This window comes from Actinoallomurus oryzae, from assembly GCF_039541955.1.
Classification (GTDB): domain Bacteria; phylum Actinomycetota; class Actinomycetes; order Streptosporangiales; family Streptosporangiaceae; genus Actinoallomurus; species Actinoallomurus oryzae.
In genome coordinates this window covers 17,747-37,517 of record NZ_BAABHF010000015.1, presented here as the reverse complement: position 1 = coordinate 37,517, position 19,771 = coordinate 17,747, and the positions used below count along the sequence as shown (strand labels likewise).

The following is a 19,771-nucleotide window of genomic DNA, read 5'->3' as shown; positions in this document are numbered from 1 at the left end:
GGTCATGCGTCCGCCGGGATGGTCCCGGCGTGCTGATGGGCGGGCCGCGCGGCCCGCGGGTCCAGGTGCAGGTCGAGCCGGATCCGCCGGCCGGGCGGCAGGACGACCTCGATCCGTGGCCCGCCGACCTCGACCTCCCGGCTGACGACGGCCGCGTCCGGCGCGACGTACGAGGTCAGCTCGCCGGGGTAGGCCGTCTCCGCGGCGGTGACCACCGCACGCGTGATCCGGTGCTCGCCGAACGCCCCGGCCTGCACGACCACGCGGCGGGTGCCGGTCAGCCCGGTGTGGACGAGCTCGACGCCGGTACGGTCGGGGCCGACCTCGTCGACGAGCGCGGCCACGTCCGGCGGCAGGCCCGGCCGGCGGCGGGCGGCGTCGAAGTAGGCCAGCCGCGCCGGCAGCAGGCCGCCGTTGTAGAGCACCTGCGGCGTGCCGGTGGTGAGCTGGAGCAGCGCCTCGGTCAGCACCGGGTTGAGCCGCTGCCAGTGGTGGACGTGGATCTCGCCGGGGTCGGCCTCGTCCGCGTCGATCAGCGCCATCCGCCGCTGCACCTGGCCGAGCGCCGCGGCGAGCATGGCCTCGGGGAAGCCGGGGTTGTCGCCCCGCAGGAACTCGAGCCACGGCGCCTCGTGGCCGGCCTCCTCCTTGTTACGGAAGCCGCGCACCACCCGCCAGTCGTAGCCGGACTCCCGCCGCAGCCGGTCGAGGCGGGCGCGGTCCGGCTCGGCCATGCCCACGTGCCACAGCCAGACCGGCAGGCCGAGCTGCGGCGGCTGGAAGTCGAACCAGCCGCCGTCGTCGTGCCGGTTCGGCACGAGCAGGGTCTCGCGGGCGGCCTCGTCGCCGAGTTCGGCGTACCACCGGTCGCTGATGCTCATCTCTGTCCCGGGCGGTAGGTCGGGGTTGGTTGGTCGGGAAAAATCCGTGACGGCGCCGCGCTTGCTCTGGCCCAGCACCAGGTCGATCGGGCCGCGGCCGAGGTCCAAGTGGTCCGTGCCGCCGGTGAGCAGGACGGAGTTGACCGCGGCGACGGCCGCCGCCGCGCCGACGCTGTAGATCCCGTGCGGCCACTGCCAGCCGTAGTTGCCGCCGTACCAGCGGCCGTCGTGCAGCTCGCCCACCCGGCCGGAGAGGCCGACGTTGTCGGGGAGGATCCCGCCCAGCTCGGCGGCGCGGCGCTCCCACGCCTCCATGTAGCGCAGCGCCCAGTCGCGGAACCGGTCCTCGTGGCCGTACAGCCAGGCGTTGGTGGCCAGGCTCGTGGCGGCCAGGTTCACGGCCACGTCGCCGCGGCCGATCCGCTCGTTCATCGCGGCGCCCATGCGGGCGGCCTTCGCCGGGTCGGCCAGGTCGTTCCACTCGGTGATGCCGGGCAGGTCGCGCAGCGGCAGCCCGAAGGGCCGCATCGACGGCTGGTCCGGGCGGTACGACGACGCCCACTCCTCGTTGACGCCGTAGCGCGGGCCGCCGGCGCCGTTGTGCGGCGCGCGGATGATGTCGTGCTCGGGGTCGTAGTTACCGGTCGGCGAGCCCGGCAGGTACAGCTCGGCGAAGCGGTGCGCGCGCTCGGCGTACTTCTGGTCGCGGGGGTCGGCGGCGCAGATCCCGTAGAACAGCAGCAGGGACTCGCCCTGGTGGAACCAGTCGTAGCCGCGCTCGAACTCGTCCACCAGGTAGCCGAACCCGGTGAGCTGGGCCGTCACCCCCTCCCAGTGGTGCTTGCAGGCGTCGAGCAGGTCGTCGGCGCCACCGAGCTGGTACAGGACCGGCCAGTTGAAGAACGCCTCGTAGAAGTCGTCGGCGCCGTCGCGGCTCGCCAGCTCGCCGTTGTAGCGCAGCGCGCCGTCGGGCAGGCAGTAGTGCGCGGCGAACGCGCGCCAGGCCTCGTCCAGCGCGTCGAACAGCCGGCGCTCCAGCACCGCCCAGGCCGGCGGCGCCCCGGCGGGCACGCTCGCCACCACGCGTGGCAACTCCTGGTTCACGAGCCCTCCTTCGCCGGAAGAGAGACCCGGCAGGCGTGTTCACTGGTTCGCGCGCTTCGCTCGTTCACGGGTCAGCCCTTCGTCGCGCCGGCCGTCAGGCCGCTGATGATGTGCCGTTGCATGACCACGAAGAAGACGAGGAGCGGCGCGATCGCCAGCAACAGCGTCGGGAAGACCACCGAGTAGTCGGTGGAGTACTGGCTGACCGCCGCGTAGACGCCCGTCGTGACCGTGTACAGGCCGCTGCCGGGCCCGAGGATGATCTGCGGGTTCACGAAGTCGTTCCACACCGAGAAGGTGTTGAGGATGACCATCGTGGCGACCACGGGCCGCATGAGCGGAAAGATGATCTTCCAGAAGGTCCGGAGCCGCCCGGCGCCGTCGACCGCCGCGGCCTGGTCCAGCGTCGCCGGGATCGTGCCGATGTAGCCGGCGTACAGGAAGACCGAGAAGGGCAGCGTGAGCGCGGTCTCGAAGAGCACGAAGCCGCGGATCGTGCCCATCAGCCCCAGCGTCTTGAGCACGTACACCACCGGGATGACCAACACCTGGCCCGGGATGAACGTGCCGGCCAGGAAGGTCAGCAACAGCAGCCGGTAGCGGCGGCGGGGGCTGCGGGCGACGACGTAGGCGACGGGCCCGGCCAGCACCACGGACAGCACGTTGACCGCCACCACGAACAGGATGGTCACGGCGTACCCGCGCACGATGTTGAACTGCGGGTTGTGCAGCGCGTGGGACAGGTAGCGGGTGGTGAGGGCGCCCAGCGGCAGGCCGAAGGGGTTGGCGAGGATCTCCTCCTGCGGCTTGAACGCGTTCACCACCAGGACGTACAGCGGGGTGAGCATGAAGATCGCGACCAGGCCGAGGAACACCGCCCGTGGCAGCCCCGCTCGCCGCCGGGCCTGCCGCCGCCCGGGAGCGGCCGCCTCCGTGACGGCCGTTTCCTCCTCCGTACGAGGTTGAGTCATCAGCCCGCCACTCATGAATAGACCGCCATCTCGCCGCGACGGCGCATGCGGGTGACGGCGAGGGCCAGGATCCCGGTGACGATCATGAGCACCACGGACTGCGCCGAGCCGAACCCGAGCTTGTTGTCATGGAAGGAGTTCCACAGGATGAGATAGGCGATCGTCTGGGTCTGCCCGGCCGGCCCGCCGGCCGTCAGCGAGACCACCAGGTCGTAGGTCTTCAGCAGCGTCACCAGCGACAGGACGATGTTGATGGTCACGACCGGCCCGAGCGCCGGGAGCGTCACGTGGCGGAACACCTGCCACCGCGTGGCTCCGTCGATGCGCGCCGCCTCCACGAGCGAGCGCGGAACCGCCTGCAGCCCGGCGAGGTAGAGCACGACGTTCACCCCGAAGCCCGCCCAGACCAGGACCGCGATCATCGTGATCAGGGCCCAGGTGGGATCGGACAGGAACGGCAGGACGCTCCCGCCGTGCGCGGTGAGCAGGCTGTTCACCGCGCCGGTGGTGCCGAGGATGGCGCTCCACAGGAAACCCACGACCAGCGCGCTGAGCACGTGCGGGTAGAACAGCACGACGCGCAGGAAGCGGTTCACCCGTGACGTGCCGTTCACCAGGACGGCGAAGCCGAGCCCGAGGAGGTTCATCCCGATGGTGCCGGCGACCGCGACGAGCAGCGTGACGAAGGTGGCGCGCCGTATCTCCGGGTCGGAGAACAGGTGCGTGTAGTTGGCCGCGCCGATGATCTTCGGCTGGGCGCTGTAGCCGTCCCAGTCGGTCAGGCTCAGGTAGATCGCCAGGCCGACCGGGACGACGAGCATGACCACGAAGACCAGGGTCGCCGGGGCGACCATGAGCAGGGTGGCGGCACCCTCACCCGCCCGCTTGGTCCTTTTTGCAAAATTCATGAGTGCGAGCTGACCCACTGGTCGATGGCGGAGGCGACCTTCTCGGGTGAGCGGCCGACGTAGAGGCCCTGCACCTGGGTGTTCCACGCGTCGTTGAAGCCGCTCGGGAGGGTGTAGTCGCCGTAGCCCTCACCCTGCGGCACGCCGGAGGGCGCGGCGTCGAGGATCTGCTGCACCTGCTGTTCGAGCGGGGTGAACTTCCGGTCGTAGCCCTTGCGGAAGTTCCCGTCCTGCTGGAGCTGGCTGGTCACCGCGGCCTTGTCGGTGACGAGCCACTGGACGAGCTTGAGCGCCAGCGCGCGGTGCTTGGTCGACTTGAGGATCATGTACGGCGCGGCCATGGTGGCGCCCTGCGGGCCGGGGCTCTTCTGCCCCGTCTGGACCGGCGCGGGGAAGACGCCGACGTCGAACTTCTTCTTGGCCGTCGCCTCCGACGCGGTGAACCAGCTGCCCATGATGTACATCGCGGACTTGCCGGAGAAGAACCGGGTCTGGGAGTCGTGGTACTTCAGGCCCATGGCGTTCTTGTCGAGGTAGCCCTTGTCCAGCCAGCTCTTGTAGAGCTTGAGGTAGGGCAGCAGCGACTCGCCGACCTTGAGGCGCTTGGCCCGGATGTCCTGGTACCACTGCGGGTGGCTCTGGGCCAGCGAGGGGTCCGCGAGCTGGAGCATCTGCAGGCCGGTGACGAAGTCGCCGGCGGTCTGGAGCGGGAGGTAGCCGGCGCTCTTGAGCTTGCCCATGTCCTGGGTCAGCTCGTCCAGCGTCGTGGGCGCCTGCGCGATCCCGGCCTTGGCGAAAGCGTCCTTGTTGTAGAAGATCAGCGACTGCGCCTGCTCGCCGACGCCGACCGTGTAGATCTTGCCGCCGAGAGCGGCCTCCTGGGCCAGCGGCGTGCCCTTCACCCACGGCTGGTCGGTCAGGTCGAGCATCTGCGGCGCGAGGGTGCGGTCCGCCATCAGGGTTTCGACCACGTCAGGGGCATTGCCCGCGGCGAGTTGCTGTGGCAGCGTGTCCGAGACCGTCTTGCCGGTCGGCGCCTCGATCTTCACGTCCACACCCGGATTCGCCTGCTCGAACGGCTTGACGAGCCCCTCCCAGTAACTCTGGGTGAGGTTCGGGGTGATGTTGACGAGCATGCGAACCGTGCCCTTGTCACCACCGTCCGACGAGCTCTCGCCAGAGAAACCTCCCCCGCCGCCGCAGGCGGCCAATGCGAGGGCCAGCACGGTTCCGACGGCAGCCCGGCTCAGGTGTTGTACGCGCATCACGCCTCCTCCCCGTTGAGCCCCCCGGCCTTCAACGTTCTAATGGGTCAATCATCGAGTAACGATGCATTAATAAATGGGGCTGGGGTACGATGTCAAGGGTTACCTTGGTGTAACAAGCCGATGGACAGCGTATTTCTCACTCACGATGAGTCGGAAATTCATGAATCAACGGGGTACCATGATCCAATGACGACCACGTCCAAGCCCTCCTTCGCCCTGAGCGACGCGGACCGCTCGACGCTGCTCGCCTGGGCCGCGCAGGATGACGGGGCCCTGAGCCTGCGGAGCCGGATCGTGCTCGCACTGGCCGATGGCCAGTCCAACAAGGACGTCGCCGCGCGGCTGGGCGTCAGCCCCGCGACCGTCGGCAAGTGGCGGAGCCGGTTCGCCGAGCACGGCCTCGACGGGCTGGCCGACGCACCGCGCTCGGGCCGCCCGCGCAGCGTCGAGCGCGAGGAGGCCGAACGCCTCATCGCCGTCGCGCTCAGCGAGGCCGAGCGCGGCGGCACCGTGCCCTCCACCCACGCGCTCGCCCGCAGCCTCGGCCTGTCCCAGTCGACGGTCTCCCGGATCTACCGCGACCTGCAGGAGGCCGGGCCGCTGGAGATGCCGGCCGGCTCACCCCAGCCGCAGGCCGTTCCCGGCGCCGACGCCGACCTGCTTCCGCGCGAGCTGCTGTCCGACCGCGTGTACGAGATGCTCCGCCGCTGGATCGTCGAGGGGCGGCTCACGGCGGGCCAGCGCCTCAGCGAGTCGGAGATCGCGCGCCGGCTGGGCACCAGCCAGGCGCCCGCACGCGAGGCGATCAAACGGCTGGTGCACGAGGGCCTGGTCCGCTACCTGCCCCACCGCGGCAACTACGTCGCGCAGATCTCCCAGGAGCAGGCCCGCGAGGTCCGCGACGTCCGCCTCCTGCTGGAGGAGCACGCCGCCCGCAGCGCGACGGCGCGCATCGAGCCGCAGACGCTGCAGCGGCTCACCGAGGACGTCGAGCGGATGCGCCGGGCCGCGGGCCGCGGCGACATCGGCGGCTTCCGCGACGCCGACATGGCGTTCCACCGCGACGTCTGCGCGGCCAGCGGCAACTCCTTCCTGCTCCGCGTCTGGCGCATGATAGAACCCAGTCTCTGGGGCCTGCACGTGCTCGGAAACCCGCTGTACGCGGGCGACTGGGTGGCGATGGCCGAACATCACGCGACCCTCCTGACCGCCCTGGCCGGCGGCGACCCGGACGAGGCCGGGCGCCTGTTCGCCGCCCACGTACGAGGCGAGTCCACCCGTACCTGACCCCCCGCCTTCGATTCACCGCAGGAACCCCCTCCTGCCCTCTCCCGCGAGGAGCCCCCATGACCAGACCCGTAAGACGTGACGTACTCCGGATGGGCGCGCTGATGGCAGGTGGGCTGCCGCTGCTGGGCGCCCTGCCGAGCGCCGCCGCCGACGACCACGCCGCGGGCATCGCGGGGCGGGTGCGGCCGCCGCGTTTCCCCGACCGCTGGTTCCGGATCGACGCGTACGGCGCGGTCGGCGACGGCACCACCGACTGCACGCGCGCGGTCGACGCGGCCATCCGTGCCTGCCACGCGGCCGGCGGCGGGCACGTGCTCGTCCCCCGCGGACGCTGGGCCACCGGCGCGATCCACCTGCTGAGCCGGGTCGACCTCCACCTGGAGGAGGGGGCGACGCTGCTGTTCAGCACCGACCCGGCCGCCTATCTCCCGGTCGTGCGCACGCGCTGGCAGGGCGTCGAGGTCTACAACTACTCCCCCCTGATCTACGCCTACCGGCAGCGGGACATCGCGGTGACCGGCCGGGGCGTCCTCGACGCGCAGGGCGACAACGCGCACTGGTGGTTCTGGATCGGCTCGGGGCAGTACGGCTGGAAGTCCGGGATGCCGAACCAGCGGGCGGACTGGGCCGCCCTGGAGCAGATGGGCGAGGAGGGCACCCCACTCGACCAGCGGGTGTTCGGCGACGGCCACTACCTGCGCCCGAGCTTCATCCAGCCCCACTCCTGCGAGAACGTCCTCATCGAGGGCGTCACCCTGCGCCGGTCCCCGATGTGGAACATCCATCCGGTGCTGTGCCGCAACGTCATGATCCGGGACGTCTCGATCGACGGCCTCGGCCCGAACGGCGACGGCTGCGACCCCGACTCCTGCCAGGACGTGGTCATCCGCGGGACGACGTTCGCCACCCATGACGACTGCATCGCGATCAAGTCCGGCCGCGACCAGGACGGCCGGCGGGTCGGCGTGCCGTCGAAGAACATCCTCATCGAGGACTGTGAGTTCCGCAGCGGCGGCGGCGCGGTGGCGGTCGGCAGCGAGATGAGCGCGGGCGTGTCCGACGTGGTGGCCCGCAGGCTCCGGATGCCCTTCGACGCGTCCCTGGACGAGGCGAGCGTCCAGTGGATCCTGTCGGTCAAGTCGACCTCGACGCGCGGCGGCTACATCCGGGACGTCAGCGTCACCGACGTCTCGTGCCCGGCCTGGACGTACGTGCCGTTCGAGGTGACCTTCACCTACCAGGGCGGCGCGGGCGGCGACCTGTACCCGGACGTGTCGCGTCTCTCGGCGAAGAACTGGTCGGTCTCCGGCCAGTGCGACTACCCCGTCCGGATCCGCGGCGTCGAGACCGCGCCGGTGCACGACGTGCGCCTGACGAACCTGAGATTCGACCAGGCCGCGAACCAGCCGCTCATCCAGAACACGAACGACGTCACGACCCGCCGCGTCCTGGTCAACGGGGCACCGCCCTCCTGAGAGACCGGCGGCGCGCCGGCGTGACCAGGAGCGGCGACCGGGCGGGCTGTCCGCGCACCGGCACGGGATCTACGATGGCGAATCACCCTGTTCGGGCCGGAAAGGAGCGCCGCGATGGACGCGGACGTGATCGTCGTCGGAGGCGGGCTGGCCGGACTGGTCGCCGCCCACGAGCTCACCAGCCGAGGTCGCAAGGTGGCCCTGGTGGACCAGGAGAACGCCGCCAACCTCGGCGGCCAGGCTTACTGGTCCTTCGGCGGGCTGTTCCTCGTCGACTCGCCCGAGCAGCGGCGTCTGAGGATCAAGGACTCCTTCGACCTGGCGTGGAACGACTGGCAGGGCAGCGCGCAGTTCGACCGGCTGGACGACGAGGACTCCTGGGCGGTGCGCTGGGCCCGCGCGTACGTCGAGTTCGCCGCCGGGGAGAAGCGCTCGTGGCTCGCCGGCCACGGCATCGAGCTCACGCCCGTGGTCGGCTGGGCCGAGCGCGGTGACCTGCGCGCGGACGGCCACGGCAACTCAGTGCCGCGCTTCCACATCGCGTGGGGCACCGGAACCGGGGTGGTCGGGCCGTTCGTCCGCCGGGCCCGCGAGGCGGCCGACGCCGGCCTGCTGACGTTCCACCACCGTCACCGGGTCGACGAGCTCATCGTCCACGACGGCGCCGTCACCGGGGTCCGCGGCACCGTGCTCGCCGACGACGACTCGGCGCGCGGGGTCGCGAGCAACCGCGAGGAGACGGGGACGTTCGAGCTGAGCGCGCAGGCCGTCGTCGTCGCCAGCGGGGGGATCGGCGCCGACCACGACATCGTGCGGCGCTACTGGCCCGAACGCCTGGGCACCGCGCCGAAGAGCATGGTCACGGGGGTGCCGGCCTACGTGGACGGGCGGATGCTGGAGATCTCCGCCGACGCGGGGGTACGCCTGGTCAACCGCGACCGGATGTGGCACTACACCGAGGGAGTGCGCAACTGGGACCCCGTCTGGCCCGGCCACGGCATCCGCATCCTGCCGGGGCCCTCCTCGATGTGGTTCGACGCGCTGGGCCGCCGGCTGCCGGACCCCTGCCTGCCCGGGTACGACACCCTCGGCACGCTGAAGCACCTGCGCACCACCCCCGACATCGCCGAGTACGACCACTCGTGGTTCGTCCTCACCCAGAAGATCATCCAGAAGGAGTTCGCGCTGTCGGGATCGGAGCAGAACCCCGACCTCACCAGCGGCGACCGCAAGGCGGTCCTCCGCGAGCGGCTGTCCCGCGGAGTGCCCGGCCCGGTGGAGGCGTTCAAGCGTCGCGGCGCCGACTTCGTGGTCGCCTCGGCGCTGGATGACCTGGTGGCGAAGATGAACAAGCTGACCGACGAGCCGCTGCTCGACCCGGCCGTCCTGCGCCGCCAGGTCGAGGCACGCGACCTGCAGATCGCCAACCCGTACAGCAAGGACTCCCAGATCCAGGGGATCCGCAACGCGCGCCGCTACATCGGCGACCGGCTCGGCCGCGCCGCAGCGCCGCACCGGATCCTCGACCCGCAGGCCGGGCCGCTGATCGGCGTCAAACTCCACATCCTCACCCGCAAGACGCTCGGCGGCATCCAGACCGACCTCGACTCCCGCGCCCTCGGCCCGGACGGGCGGCCCGTGGACGGCCTGTACGCGGCCGGCGAGGTGGCCGGGTTCGGCGGCGGAGGCGTGCACGGCTACAACGCGCTGGAGGGCACCTTCCTCGGCGGCTGCCTGTTCTCCGGACGCCGGGCGGGCCGTGCGGCGGCGGAGGCCACCGCCTGACCCCGGGCCTCCCGTCCCACCACGATGATCCGGTCCGCATCCGGCGCGAGGTGGAGGTCGTGGGTGATGAGGATGGTCGTGCGTCCCGCCATGAGACGGCGCAGCGGACCGAGCACGCGACGGACGGTCGGGGCGTCCAGGCCGGTGGTCGGTTCGTCGAGGATGAGCACGGGCGCGTCGCGCACCATCGCGCGGGCGATGGCGATCCGCTGACGCTGTCCGCCGGACAGCAGGCGTCCCTGCCGGCCGACCGGTGTGTCGTACCCCTCGGGCAGGGCGGTGATGAAGTCGTGGGCGTCGGCGGCCCGCGCGGCGGCGACGATCTGCTCTTCGGTGGCGTCCGGCCGGCCGTACGCGATGTTGTCGCGCACCGACCCGGGGAAGAGCATGGTCTCCTGCTGCAACACGGTGACGTTCTCCCGCAGAGTCGTCAGGGAGAGTTCGCGGATGTCGACGCCGTCCAGGCGGATCCGCCCGCGCTCGGGATCGTAGAACCGCAGCAGCAGCTTGCCGATCGTGGACTTGCCCGCGCCGCTGGGGCCGGTGACCAGGACGAGTTCCTCCGGCCCGGCGCGGAAGGAGAACCCCTCGAGCGCCGGCCGGTCGGCGCCGGGATAGCGGAAGGTGACGTCGTCGAAGGCCACCCGTCCACGGCGCGCGGCGCGGGTGCGGGGCACCGGGGGCTCGGCGACCGCGGGCGGCGTCTCCATGATCTCGATGACGCGGTCGGCGCCGGCCGCCGCCTCGGAGGCGGTCAGGCCGACGTCGCCCAGGCTCTGGATCGGCGGGTAGAGGTAGCCGAGGTAGGCGGCGAAGGCGAGCAGGCCGCCGAGCGTGACGCGACCGCGTGAGAGCTCCCAGGCGCCGAAGCCGAGGACGAGCAGGACGCACACCGTCTCGATCACCTGGACCAGCGGCTCGTACAGCGCGGACAGCCGATTCTCCGCCATCTTCGCCTCCAGCCACGTCACCCCCTCGCGGTGCAGGCGCCGCCGCTCGGCCGGCTGCCGGTTGTACGCCTGGACGAGGGTGTGGTTGGACAGGCTCTCCTCGACGACGCTCGTCAGGGCGCCGTTGCCGTCCCGCTCCCGTACGGCCGTCTCGCGGAACCGCGCGGTGAAGCGGCGCACGGCGACCCAGAACAGCGGTGCGAGGGCGAACGAGACGAGGGCCAGGTCCCAGCGGACGTACAGCGCCGCGCCGGCGAAGAACACCGCGCTGACGACGGAGGTGACCGCCTTGATCAGCCCGGACGCGACGAACTGCTCGATCGCCTCGACGTCGTCGGTCAGCCGTACCATCAGGTCACCGGTCCGGCCGCGGTCGAAGAAGTCCGGCGAGAGGCGCTGGACGTGGGCGAAGACCGAGTCCCGCAGCCGCAGGAGGAAACGCTCCCCCACGATGGCGGTGAGATAGTCGCCGCCGAAGGAGGCGACGGCGGTCAGCACCGAGAGTTGCAGCCACACGAGGGCGGGCGTCCAGAACGCGGCCAGGTTCCCGGCGGCCAGCACGTGGTCGGTGATGAGGCCGAAGATCCAGATCGCGGCGGCCTCGCCGGCGGCGGCCAGGATCAGCAGCAGCGCTCCGGCGACGAGCCATCGGCGGATCCCGCGCGTGTACGGCCAGAACCGGCGAAACGCCTCCCGGGCGGAGACGTCCTCTCGCGGAGCCTTCGATTGCGCGTTCATTTTCCCTCCCGCGACGAGAAGGGAGCCGGCGGCCGCCGGCTCCCTCTGCCCCCGTTGATTCGTCAGCGGGACGTCCGCTTGATCTGCTTCTTGTGGCGCTTCGGCGCCGGCTTGCGCGGCGGCTCGGCCTTGTGGTTCTTGCGCGGCACGGGCAGTTTACGGAAACTCATCATCGGGTCCTTTCAGTACCCCTTCATCGCCTTTCGGCGCTTACCGGGAAGACATTAGGAACCGACCCTGAAAATCCGGCGAGACCAAGATGAGATCAGCTTTAATTGAGCGTGATACCGAGCTGAGCGGCCCCGGGCACGCGGACGTACGGACCCGGCCGGCGACCGGGTCCGTACGTCGCGGGCCTACCCGAGCAGCAGCTGCCGCCGGGCCGAGCTGACGTGGTGGCGCATCGCGGCGACCGCGGCCTCCGGGTTGTGCGTCACGATGGCGAGCAGAATGGCCTGGTGCTCCTCGAGCGAACCGCGCCGCGGGTGCGGGGCGGACAGGTTGCGGTACTGGCGCATCACGAGCGGGTACAGCAGGCTGTCGTAGGCCCGGGCCAGCGTCATCTGGTGTGCGGCCTCCTTCACCTGCTGGTGGAATCGGCGGTTGCCCTTGGAGTACTCCGCCTGGTCGCCGCGGGCCCGGGCGTCTTCCATGGCCTCCAGGGTGCGGCGCATCTCGCGGATGTCCTCCTCGGTCGCGCGTTCCGCGGCCTTCCCGGCGAGGGCGGACTCCAGCGTCTCCCGCGCCTCGAGGATGTCGGCCGCCTCCTCGGCCGAGAAACTCCGTGTCCGCACCCCGCGATTGACCTCGCTGGTGACGTATCCCTCCTGGACCAGGCGGACCAGGACCGAACGCATCGTGCCGCGCGAGACATTGAACTTCTGGGTCAGATCCGCCTCTGTCAGCCGCGTGTTCGGTTCGAGGCTCCCCGACAGCAGCAGCGAGCGCAGACCTTCGTAAGCCTGGCTGTACCGGGTGGCCGACGCGCCGGTCTTGTCGGGGGCGCCGTTGTTGCTGCTCAGATCCACGATGATCGCCTATGCACCTCAAGGAAATGGATAAACCGCGTGAAGCGGTTCAATTCTGCGTGTTGGCCAGGCTTGGATACAAACGCCGGGCCGTGCCCGCGAAGATAGCCTCCCGGGCCCCCTCCGGAAGCGGACTCAGGACGTTCCGCGCGAGGTCGAGAAGTTCCGGCAGCGACTGTTCGGCCGCCGGGCAGTTCGAGCCCCACGCGATGCGGTTCGCGCCGAACGCCTCCAGCACGGGCCGGAGGAAGTCGGCCGCCTCGTCTCCGGCGTCGTGCAGCCGCTCCAGGTTCCGGTGCGTGAGCTTGAGGTGCAGGCCGGGATTTCCCGCGAGCTCGGCCACCTCCTTTCCCGCGCGGGCGGGCGAGGCGGCGATGTCCGGATATCCCATGTGGTCGAGGAGCACCTTCACCGTGGGGTACCGCTCCAGAACCGACACCAGCTGCGCCGTCGCCGGCCCGAGGCGCATGTGGAGGCAGACGGTGACGCCCAGCTCACCGGCCCGCTGCCAGATCTCCTCCGTCTCGGTCACGGCGAACCACTCGCCCTGGGTCGGTACGGTGCTGCCGCTGGTGAACAGCCGCACTCCCGCCAGGCGTCCGTCGCCGCACAGCTCCGCGAGACGCGCGCCGGCGTCCGGCCGCAGCGGGTCGAAGGTGCCCACGGCGATGAAGCGGTCGGGCCATCGCCGGCGGCTGTCCAGGACGTACGAGTTGTCATACCCGTAGTTGGTGGTGGCCTGGACCAGGACGGACTGCCGGATGCCCACCTCGTCCATGCGGGCGACCATCTGTTCCGCGGTCACCGGCCAGCACGCGGCCCACGTCGACTGTTTCCCGCCGATGGGCGCCCGCGGATACCGGGTCTCGTCCACCGAGATGATGTGGCAGTGCGTGTCGATGACATCCATGGTTACTACTCCCCTGCTCGTACGCGTGTTCTCCGGGTGGGTGCGACCTAGGCGTCCGGGTAGTCGCCCTCGGCGAAGAGCTCACCCGGCTCGTGAGCGAGTCCGCGTCGAGCAGGCCCTGGTCGCGGGAGAAGCGCACGAGCGCGTCGATCGTGGCCTCGTTGGCGTGACGGCCGTACGGGACGGGGTCCCCGCCGATCTACGCGCCTGCCGGGCGAAGCGCGGCAGCGCGGACCACTCCGGGTCTGCGGCGACCTGCCGCCGCTTGCTTTCGGCCAGCGCCGCGTACAGCGCGGTCGGCAGGCCTGGGTTCCGCTCGTCGAGCTCGGAGCGAAGCGCGATCACCGAGTGGCACGGATAGATCCCGGTGCGGACGTACCAGTCGGCGGCCAGCACGTCGGACTCCGCGAACAACGGGTAGGGGCCGTCGCCGGCGGCGCCCTGAGGCTCCGCCGCCGCCGTCCAGCCGGCCCGGGGCGCGCCGGCCCGGCCGGTGCCGGCATTGCCGGTGAAGGCGGCGTCGATCTCCCCGGCGCGGAGCAGCTCACCGAGGGACCGCCCGTCGGTGACCCGCTCCACGTTCGGCGGAACCCGTCCCTCGACGTGGTCGTCGTCGTCCACGATCCAGGTGATCTTCTCGGTGTTCACGCCGTACTCCTCCTGGAGAATTCCGCGCACCCACACCCCGGTGGTCACGGAGTACGCGCGGACCCCGACGCGGCGTCCCTCCAGGTCCGACGGAAGCCTGATCCCGGACTCGACGACGCACTGGACGTGGAGCCCTCGGAAAGGAACCCATGAAGGTCATCCTCGACCAGGACAAGTGCGTCGCCTCCGGCCAGTGCGTGGTCGCCGCCATGGAGGTGTTCGACCAGCGCGACGAGGACGGCATCGCCGTACTGCTCAACGACAGCCCGCCCGCGGACCAGGCCGCCGGCGTCCGCCACGCCGCCACCGTCTGCCCGGCCCTGGCCATCACCGTCGAGGAGTGAGGGCCGGACCGCACTCGGCGGGGCGGTGGCCCGGGAGGCGTGGGTGAGCGCGGTGACCGCTGTGATCCGCGCACCGCGGTCGATCGGGTACAAGGCGCGCGCGGACGGGTACGGAGGGCTTAGCGGGGTGGTCGCGGCCGGCCACGCGACGGCCGGGCGCACGCGAACCCGGCCCGGCTCCCGACATCCTCTGGTGTGAGGAGGGGTGACTCACATGCCCCAGAAGGTACGCGACGTGATGACGCCCGCGCCGGTGAGCGTGTCAGGGCAGACGTCTCTGTCGCACGCGGCCGGTCTCATGCGCGCGCACGACATCGGCGTCGTGCTCATCCTCGACGACGGCCGGCTGCTGGGAATGGTGACCGACCGCGACATCGTCGTCCGGGCCGTGGCCGACGGCCGCGACGTGACCCAGACGACCGTGGCCGAGATCTGCAGCTGCGACCTGATCACCGTCTCGCCCGACGACGACGCGGGCATCGCCCTCCGCTCCATGCGCGAACACTCCATCCGCCGGCTGCCCGTCGTCGAGGACGACCATCCGGTCGGCGTGCTGTCCATCACCGATCTGGCGAGCGACGCCGGCGCGCTCTCACCGGCCTCGCCGTCGCGCGGCGGCCGATTCTGGTAGCGAGGCGTTCTCCGGTATAAGTCGCCGGGCGCGGGTATGCGTGTCTGCTGTGACCGTGCTGCCTGCTCGACCGCCCCCCGCCGGCCCGTACGAGGCCGGCGGCTCACCGGCCTGCCGATCCCCCATGACGCGTCCGCCGGCGAAGCGCCGGCCCACGGGAGAGAGGACCATTGGCCGTACACGACGACGTACTGAGGTACCCGCCGCAGGTGCTGCGGCAGTACGCGCTGCTCGCGGACGGTGAGCGCGGAGTCATCGTCGGCCCCCGCGGTGACTTCTGCTGGATGTGCGTCCCCCGCTGGGACAGCGACGCCGTCTTCTCCTCCCTCATCGGAGGCGGCGGTATGTACGCGGTGACGCCGGAGGAGCCCTTCGTCTGGGGCGGCTACTACGAGCGGTCGTCGCTGATCTGGCGCAGCCGCTGGGTCACCACGAGCGGCGTCGTGGAGTGCCGCGAGGCCCTGGCCTTTCCCGGCGATCCCGGGTGCGCCGTGCTCCTGCGGCGGATCATGGCCGTACGCGGTGACGCCCGCGTTCACGTGGTCTGCGACCCGCGCCCGGGATTCGGCGCGCACGGCCTCCGCTCTCCACGGCGCGGGGACGACGGCGTCTGGCGGACCGATCTCGGCGGCGTGCACCTGCGCTGGTCGGGCGCTGACGACGCGTCGGTGCGCACGACCGCGCACGGCGACCGGCGCCTGGAGACGACCATCGAGATCCCCGCCGGCGACCACCACGACCTCGTCCTCGAACTCGGGGACCGGCCGATCACCGGCCGCTGTCCCGACGCCGATCGCCTCTGGCGGGCGACCGAGACCGCCTGGCGGGAGACCACCCTCCAGACCGGGACGGTCGCCGATCGCGACGCGCGGCACGCCGTCGCCGTCATGCGCGGCCTGACGAGCGGCGGTGGCGGCATGGTGGCCGCCGCCACCACCAGCCTGCCCGAGCGCAGCGGCGCCGGACGCAACTACGACTACCGCTACGTCTGGATCCGCGACCAGTGCTTCGCCGGGCAGGCCGCGGCCACCGCCGGCGTCGACTCCCTCCTGGACGACGCGGTCCGCTTCGTCTCCGCACGCCTGCTCGACGACGGGCCCGCCCTCCGACCCGCCTACACCGTCAGCGGTGGGCCGCCCCCCGAGCAGAGCAGCCTGGACCTGCCCGGATACCCCGGGGGCCATGACGAGATCGGGAACCGCGTCACCCACCAGTTCCAGCTCGACACGTTCGGAGAGGCGCTCCTGCTGATCGCGGCCGCCGCCCGGCGCGGGCGGCTCGACGACGACGCCCGCCGTGCCGCGCACGCCGCGGCCGACGCCATCGAGCAGCGCCGGCACGACCCGGACGCCGGCGTCTGGGAGCTGGAAGACCGCGTATGGACGCACAGCCGGCTGATCTGCGCCGCCGGCCTGCGCGACCTGGCCGACGCCGTCCCGGAGGATCCGGCGGCGAAACGCTGGGCCGGCCTGGCCGAGACCATGGTCGCCGAGACCGCCGCCTTCGGCGTTCACCCGTCCGGACGCTGGCAGCGCGCCGCCGACGATCCGCGCAACGATGGCGCGCTCCTGCTGCCGGCCATCCGCGGCGCGGTCCCTCCCGACGACTCGCGCAGCCGTCGCACCCTCGACGCCTACGTCGAAGAGCTCACCGACGACGGCTACGCCTACCGCTTCCGGCACGACGACCGCCCGCTCGGGGAGGCCGAAGGGGCCTTCCTGCTGTGCGGCTTCCTCCTCGCGATCGCCACCCACCAGCAGGGGGACGACGAGCAGGCGTTCCGGTGGTTCGAGCGCAACCGCGCCGCCTGCGGCCCGGCCGGCATCCTGTCGGAGGAGTACGACGTCACCGAGCGGCAGATGCGCGGCAACATCCCCCAGGCCTTCGTGCACGCCGTTCTCCTCGAGGCCGCGGCCCGGCTCGCCGGGCCGCCGTGCGGGCCGAGGAAGACGGCCCCGCTTCGTTGAACGGCCCTCGCGTCCCGCGCACGTGCCACACGGTGAGCGGCGCGGCGGCTACAGCGGCTGGCCGTCGGCGGCGAGGCGCTGCTGGAGCCGGCCCACGTCGACCCGCTGCACCGGCGTGCCCCCGATCGCGGCGAGCGCGGCGGCCACCCCGGTGGCCTGCCCCAGGGCCATCAGGGTGGGCTCGGTCCGTACGGACGCGAACGCGACGTGGCTCGCCGACAGGCAGATCGGCACCAGGAGGTTGGCGCAGTCGTCCGCCGAGGGGACGACCGCGCGGTACGGGATGGCGTACGGCTCGATGCCCACCGAGACGTACCCCTCGTTGAAGACCGCGGGAACTCCCGGCCGGCTCACCGGCCCGGTGGCGTTCGGCGGCGCGGGGTCGAGGTACTCGGGCAGGTATCGCCACGTCCGCTCGATCTCGCGGATGTCGATGTTGTACGAGCCCACGGCGATCGTGTCCGGCTGACTGACGCGGTTGAGCAGCTCGTGCTCGGTCAGCACGGCCGCGCCCACCATGCGCCGGCCGTCCCGGACGTACAGCTGGTGCGGCCAGCCGTCCGTGTCGTCGAACTCGTCGGCGCACAGGAACCACCCGCTCAGCTGTTCGCGGATCCAGGCGGGGACGCCGTCGTCGTTCTGCAGGTAGTAGAGCAGCTCATGGCTGTAGGCGAGGTGACGGTCGCGGATCTCCTGACGAGTCTCCTCGTCGCCGTCGGGGTAACCGCGGTTCGACCCGTCCAGGAGGTTGAGGGAGAACGGCCCGACCGAGTTGACGTCGCACTTGCCGCCGGGCAGGAGGTCCCGGCGCAGCCCCAGCAGCCAGCCCTCGGCGCTGTCGTACGCGCCGTCCGCGGCCAGGTATCGCCGCAGCAGCTCGAAGCGGCCCGGGTCGTACCCCTTCGGCTCCTCCAGCGGCCGGCCGTTCGCCGGCCGGTCGGTCATACACAGCCGGAAGCCGTACGCCTGCAGGCCTCCGTCGCCCTCGCCGAGCAGCTCGGCGGGCCAGCCCTGCCGGTCCAGCTCGGGCGGGCGGATGAACGGCAGCAGTCCGCCTTCCTCCTCGAACGGCGACAGGATGACGGAGAAGTTGTGCCGGCTCGGCCGGTAGGCGGGCTGGCGCCCCGCCCACGTCTCCCCGTACAGCGCGCGGCTCTCCCGCCCGACCCGGTACGGCACGCCCGCCGCCGCCAGCAGGTCGCCCTCGTAACCCGCGTCCACGAAGACCCCGGCCGGGTGCCGGCCCGCGGTGGTCCGGACGGCCCGGATGCGGTCGCCGTCCATCTCGGCGCCGGTCAGCCGTTCGCCCAGGACGACGTCGACGCCGGCGTCCGCGAGCATGCTCGTCAGCAGGTGCTCGGCGACGTGCGGCTCCGGGCCGGGCACGTCGAACAGCCCGATGTCGTAGTGCTTGGCGACGAGCTCGTAGAACCGCCGGGTCAGCCCGCCGATGGCGTCGAGCGTGCCGACGTCGGTCCAGCTCAGCCCGCCGGACACCATCCCGCCCACGTGCCGGCCCGGCTCGACGAGCCGGACCGTGGCGCCGGTCTCGGCCGCGGCGACGGCGGCGATCACCCCCGCGCCCGTGGCACCGTACACGAGCACGTCTGGCTCACTCATGCCTGTCCTCTCCCGCGACTCTTCCGTCTCACCTGCCGGAACGGCCCGTCCGGAACTCTCCGGCTCCGAAGGCTACGCCACGCCAGAGCCGGTCCGGCCGGTGAAATCCGCACGGCGATAAGGTGCCGGTGTGAGCGATCCCGGAGAGTCCGCCGCGCCGGAGCCGGACCGCCCGGACGCGCCGGCCGCGATCGACACGTCCGTCGCCAGCCCGGCGCGCATGTACGACTACTACCTCGGCGGCACGCAGAACTTCGCGTCCGACCGGCGCGCGGCCCAGGAGATCTACACGATGATCCCCGAACTGCCGGAGATCGCCCGGGACAACCGCGCCTTCCTGCGGCGCGCCGTACGCACGCTGGCCGACGCGGGGATCCGCCAGTTCGTCGACATCGGCAGCGGCCTGCCGACGCAGGGCAGCGTCCACGAGATCGCGCAGGAGGCCGATCCGGCGTCACGGGTCGTCTACGTCGACAACGACCCGCTGGTGCTGGCCCACGCACGCACGCTGCCGGCCGGCGGCACCGAGGGCACGACCGCCTACGTCGCCGCCGACCTGCGCGAGCCCGACGCGATCTTCACGCATCCGGACGTGCGCGCGCTGATCGACATCGACCGGCCGATCGGCCTGCTCCTCGTCGCCGTCCTGCACTTCATCACCGACGAGGAGGATCCCCGTGGACTGGTGGGCCGTTACCGGTCCCGCCTGGCACCCGGCAGCCACATCGCGATCGCCCACGCGACCCGGGACGACCGGCCGCCGGAGGCCGTGCGGAAGATGACCGACGTCTACAAGCGAGCGTCCGCGCCGTTCACCTTCCGCACGAGAGAGCAGATCCTGTCCTTCTTCCACGGAACGCACCTGCTCGATCCCGGCCTGGTCCACTCCCCGGACTGGCGCCGCGAACCGGACACCCCTCCCTCGCCGTCCGCCGCGTGGAACTACGCCGGCGTCGGCCTGATCCCACCCGAGCGGTAGACGTCCACCAGGCTCCGGCACGGTCGGCCGGGTGCGGAGACCGAACGGATCGAGGGCCGCGTCCGTTCCCGGCCGGAGAGCCGGAGGCCGAGGCCCCCGCACTCGGAACCGGCACCCGCCCGGCGGAGACGATCGTCGGACTCCCGACCGGTGATCGACTCATGTGGAGTTCGCGGCGGACGATTACTTCACATCAGTGGACGCACTCTCATTAGACTTGACCTCCAGGATCACTGTCAACAAGTATGAATTAACAAGCTATTCCATTCACAAC

16 protein-coding genes are annotated in these 19,771 nt (G+C 71.5%); 7 read left to right on the top strand and 9 right to left on the bottom strand.

The genetic code is table 11. The features are described 5' to 3' along the window. Positions 1-2: 2 nt before the first annotated feature. From ABEA10_RS09245 to ABEA10_RS09230, 4 genes are all read right to left on the bottom strand, one after another. Complete coding sequence (locus tag ABEA10_RS09245; protein ID WP_345460151.1) at positions 3-1,985, bottom strand: DUF8034 domain-containing protein; 1,983 nt, start codon at positions 1,983-1,985, stop codon at positions 3-5. 71 nt (positions 1,986-2,056) lie between these two features. Then, positions 2,057-2,956: a carbohydrate ABC transporter permease gene (locus tag ABEA10_RS09240; RefSeq protein ID WP_345460148.1), complete on the bottom strand. Its 900-nt coding sequence runs from the start codon at positions 2,954-2,956 to the stop codon at positions 2,057-2,059. 11 nt (positions 2,957-2,967) lie between these two features. Continuing rightward, positions 2,968-3,864, bottom strand: a complete 897-nt coding sequence (locus tag ABEA10_RS09235) for a carbohydrate ABC transporter permease (RefSeq protein ID WP_345460145.1) — start codon at positions 3,862-3,864, stop codon at positions 2,968-2,970. Next, on the bottom strand, positions 3,861-5,129 hold the full coding sequence (locus ABEA10_RS09230) for an ABC transporter substrate-binding protein (RefSeq protein WP_345460141.1): 1,269 nt from the start codon (positions 5,127-5,129) through the stop codon (positions 3,861-3,863). The genes ABEA10_RS09235 and ABEA10_RS09230 overlap by 4 nt, the downstream gene beginning before the upstream one ends. Before the next feature lie 189 nt (positions 5,130-5,318). On the opposite strand from ABEA10_RS09230, the gene ABEA10_RS09225 reads away from it, so the two are divergent. From ABEA10_RS09225 to ABEA10_RS09215, 3 genes are all read left to right on the top strand, one after another. Then, positions 5,319-6,419, top strand: a complete 1,101-nt coding sequence (locus ABEA10_RS09225; protein WP_345460138.1) for an FCD domain-containing protein — start codon at positions 5,319-5,321, stop codon at positions 6,417-6,419. A gap of 59 nt (positions 6,420-6,478) precedes the next feature. Beyond that, the gene (locus ABEA10_RS09220; protein ID WP_345460135.1) at positions 6,479-7,897 is read left to right on the top strand and encodes a glycoside hydrolase family 28 protein; all 1,419 of its coding nucleotides are present in this window, start codon (positions 6,479-6,481) and stop codon (positions 7,895-7,897) included. A gap of 114 nt (positions 7,898-8,011) precedes the next feature. Continuing rightward, positions 8,012-9,682, top strand: coding sequence for an FAD-binding dehydrogenase (locus ABEA10_RS09215; protein ID WP_345460132.1), 1,671 nt, complete (start codon positions 8,012-8,014; stop codon positions 9,680-9,682). Here ABEA10_RS09215 and ABEA10_RS09210 read toward each other — a convergent pair. The 4 genes from ABEA10_RS09210 to ABEA10_RS09195 all read right to left on the bottom strand — a co-directional run bounded on the left by ABEA10_RS09210 (position 9,595) and on the right by ABEA10_RS09195 (position 14,004). Beyond that, entirely contained in the window at positions 9,595-11,370 is a 1,776-nt protein-coding gene (locus ABEA10_RS09210) for an ABC transporter ATP-binding protein (protein ID WP_345460129.1), read from the bottom strand. The two genes, ABEA10_RS09215 and ABEA10_RS09210, sit on opposite strands and share 88 nt — an antisense overlap. 356 nt (positions 11,371-11,726) lie before the next feature. After that, positions 11,727-12,398 (bottom strand): GntR family transcriptional regulator, encoded by a 672-nt coding sequence (locus ABEA10_RS09205; RefSeq protein WP_345460126.1) that lies wholly within the window; start codon positions 12,396-12,398, stop codon positions 11,727-11,729. Positions 12,399-12,447: 49 nt separating this feature from the next. Then, on the bottom strand, positions 12,448-13,308 hold the full coding sequence (locus ABEA10_RS09200; RefSeq protein ID WP_345460123.1) for an amidohydrolase family protein: 861 nt from the start codon (positions 13,306-13,308) through the stop codon (positions 12,448-12,450). Between the two features lie 81 nt (positions 13,309-13,389). Beyond that, the gene (locus tag ABEA10_RS09195) at positions 13,390-14,004 is read right to left on the bottom strand and encodes a hypothetical protein (RefSeq protein ID WP_345460120.1); all 615 of its coding nucleotides are present in this window, start codon (positions 14,002-14,004) and stop codon (positions 13,390-13,392) included. A 101-nt stretch (positions 14,005-14,105) separates the two neighbouring features. Here ABEA10_RS09195 and ABEA10_RS09190 point away from each other — a divergent pair, with 101 nt between their 5' ends. From ABEA10_RS09190 to ABEA10_RS09180, 3 genes are all read left to right on the top strand, one after another. Further along, positions 14,106-14,300 carry a ferredoxin gene (locus ABEA10_RS09190; protein ID WP_345460117.1) on the top strand — a complete coding sequence of 65 codons (195 nt, stop codon included), beginning with the start codon at positions 14,106-14,108 and terminating at the stop codon, positions 14,298-14,300. Positions 14,301-14,514: 214 nt separating this feature from the next. Beyond that, on the top strand, positions 14,515-14,931 hold the full coding sequence (locus ABEA10_RS09185; protein ID WP_345460114.1) for a CBS domain-containing protein: 417 nt from the start codon (positions 14,515-14,517) through the stop codon (positions 14,929-14,931). A 170-nt stretch (positions 14,932-15,101) separates the two neighbouring features. After that, on the top strand, positions 15,102-16,898 hold the full coding sequence (locus ABEA10_RS09180; RefSeq protein WP_345460111.1) for a glycoside hydrolase family 15 protein: 1,797 nt from the start codon (positions 15,102-15,104) through the stop codon (positions 16,896-16,898). A gap of 48 nt (positions 16,899-16,946) precedes the next feature. Here the strand turns inward: ABEA10_RS09180 and ABEA10_RS09175 are convergent, their stop codons facing one another. Further along, positions 16,947-18,518, bottom strand: a complete 1,572-nt coding sequence (locus ABEA10_RS09175) for an FAD-dependent oxidoreductase (protein ID WP_345460108.1) — start codon at positions 18,516-18,518, stop codon at positions 16,947-16,949. Positions 18,519-18,648: 130 nt separating this feature from the next. On the opposite strand from ABEA10_RS09175, the gene ABEA10_RS09170 reads away from it, so the two are divergent. Further along, positions 18,649-19,497, top strand: coding sequence for an SAM-dependent methyltransferase (locus ABEA10_RS09170; protein ID WP_345460105.1), 849 nt, complete (start codon positions 18,649-18,651; stop codon positions 19,495-19,497). The last annotated feature ends 274 nt before the right edge of the window (positions 19,498-19,771 follow it).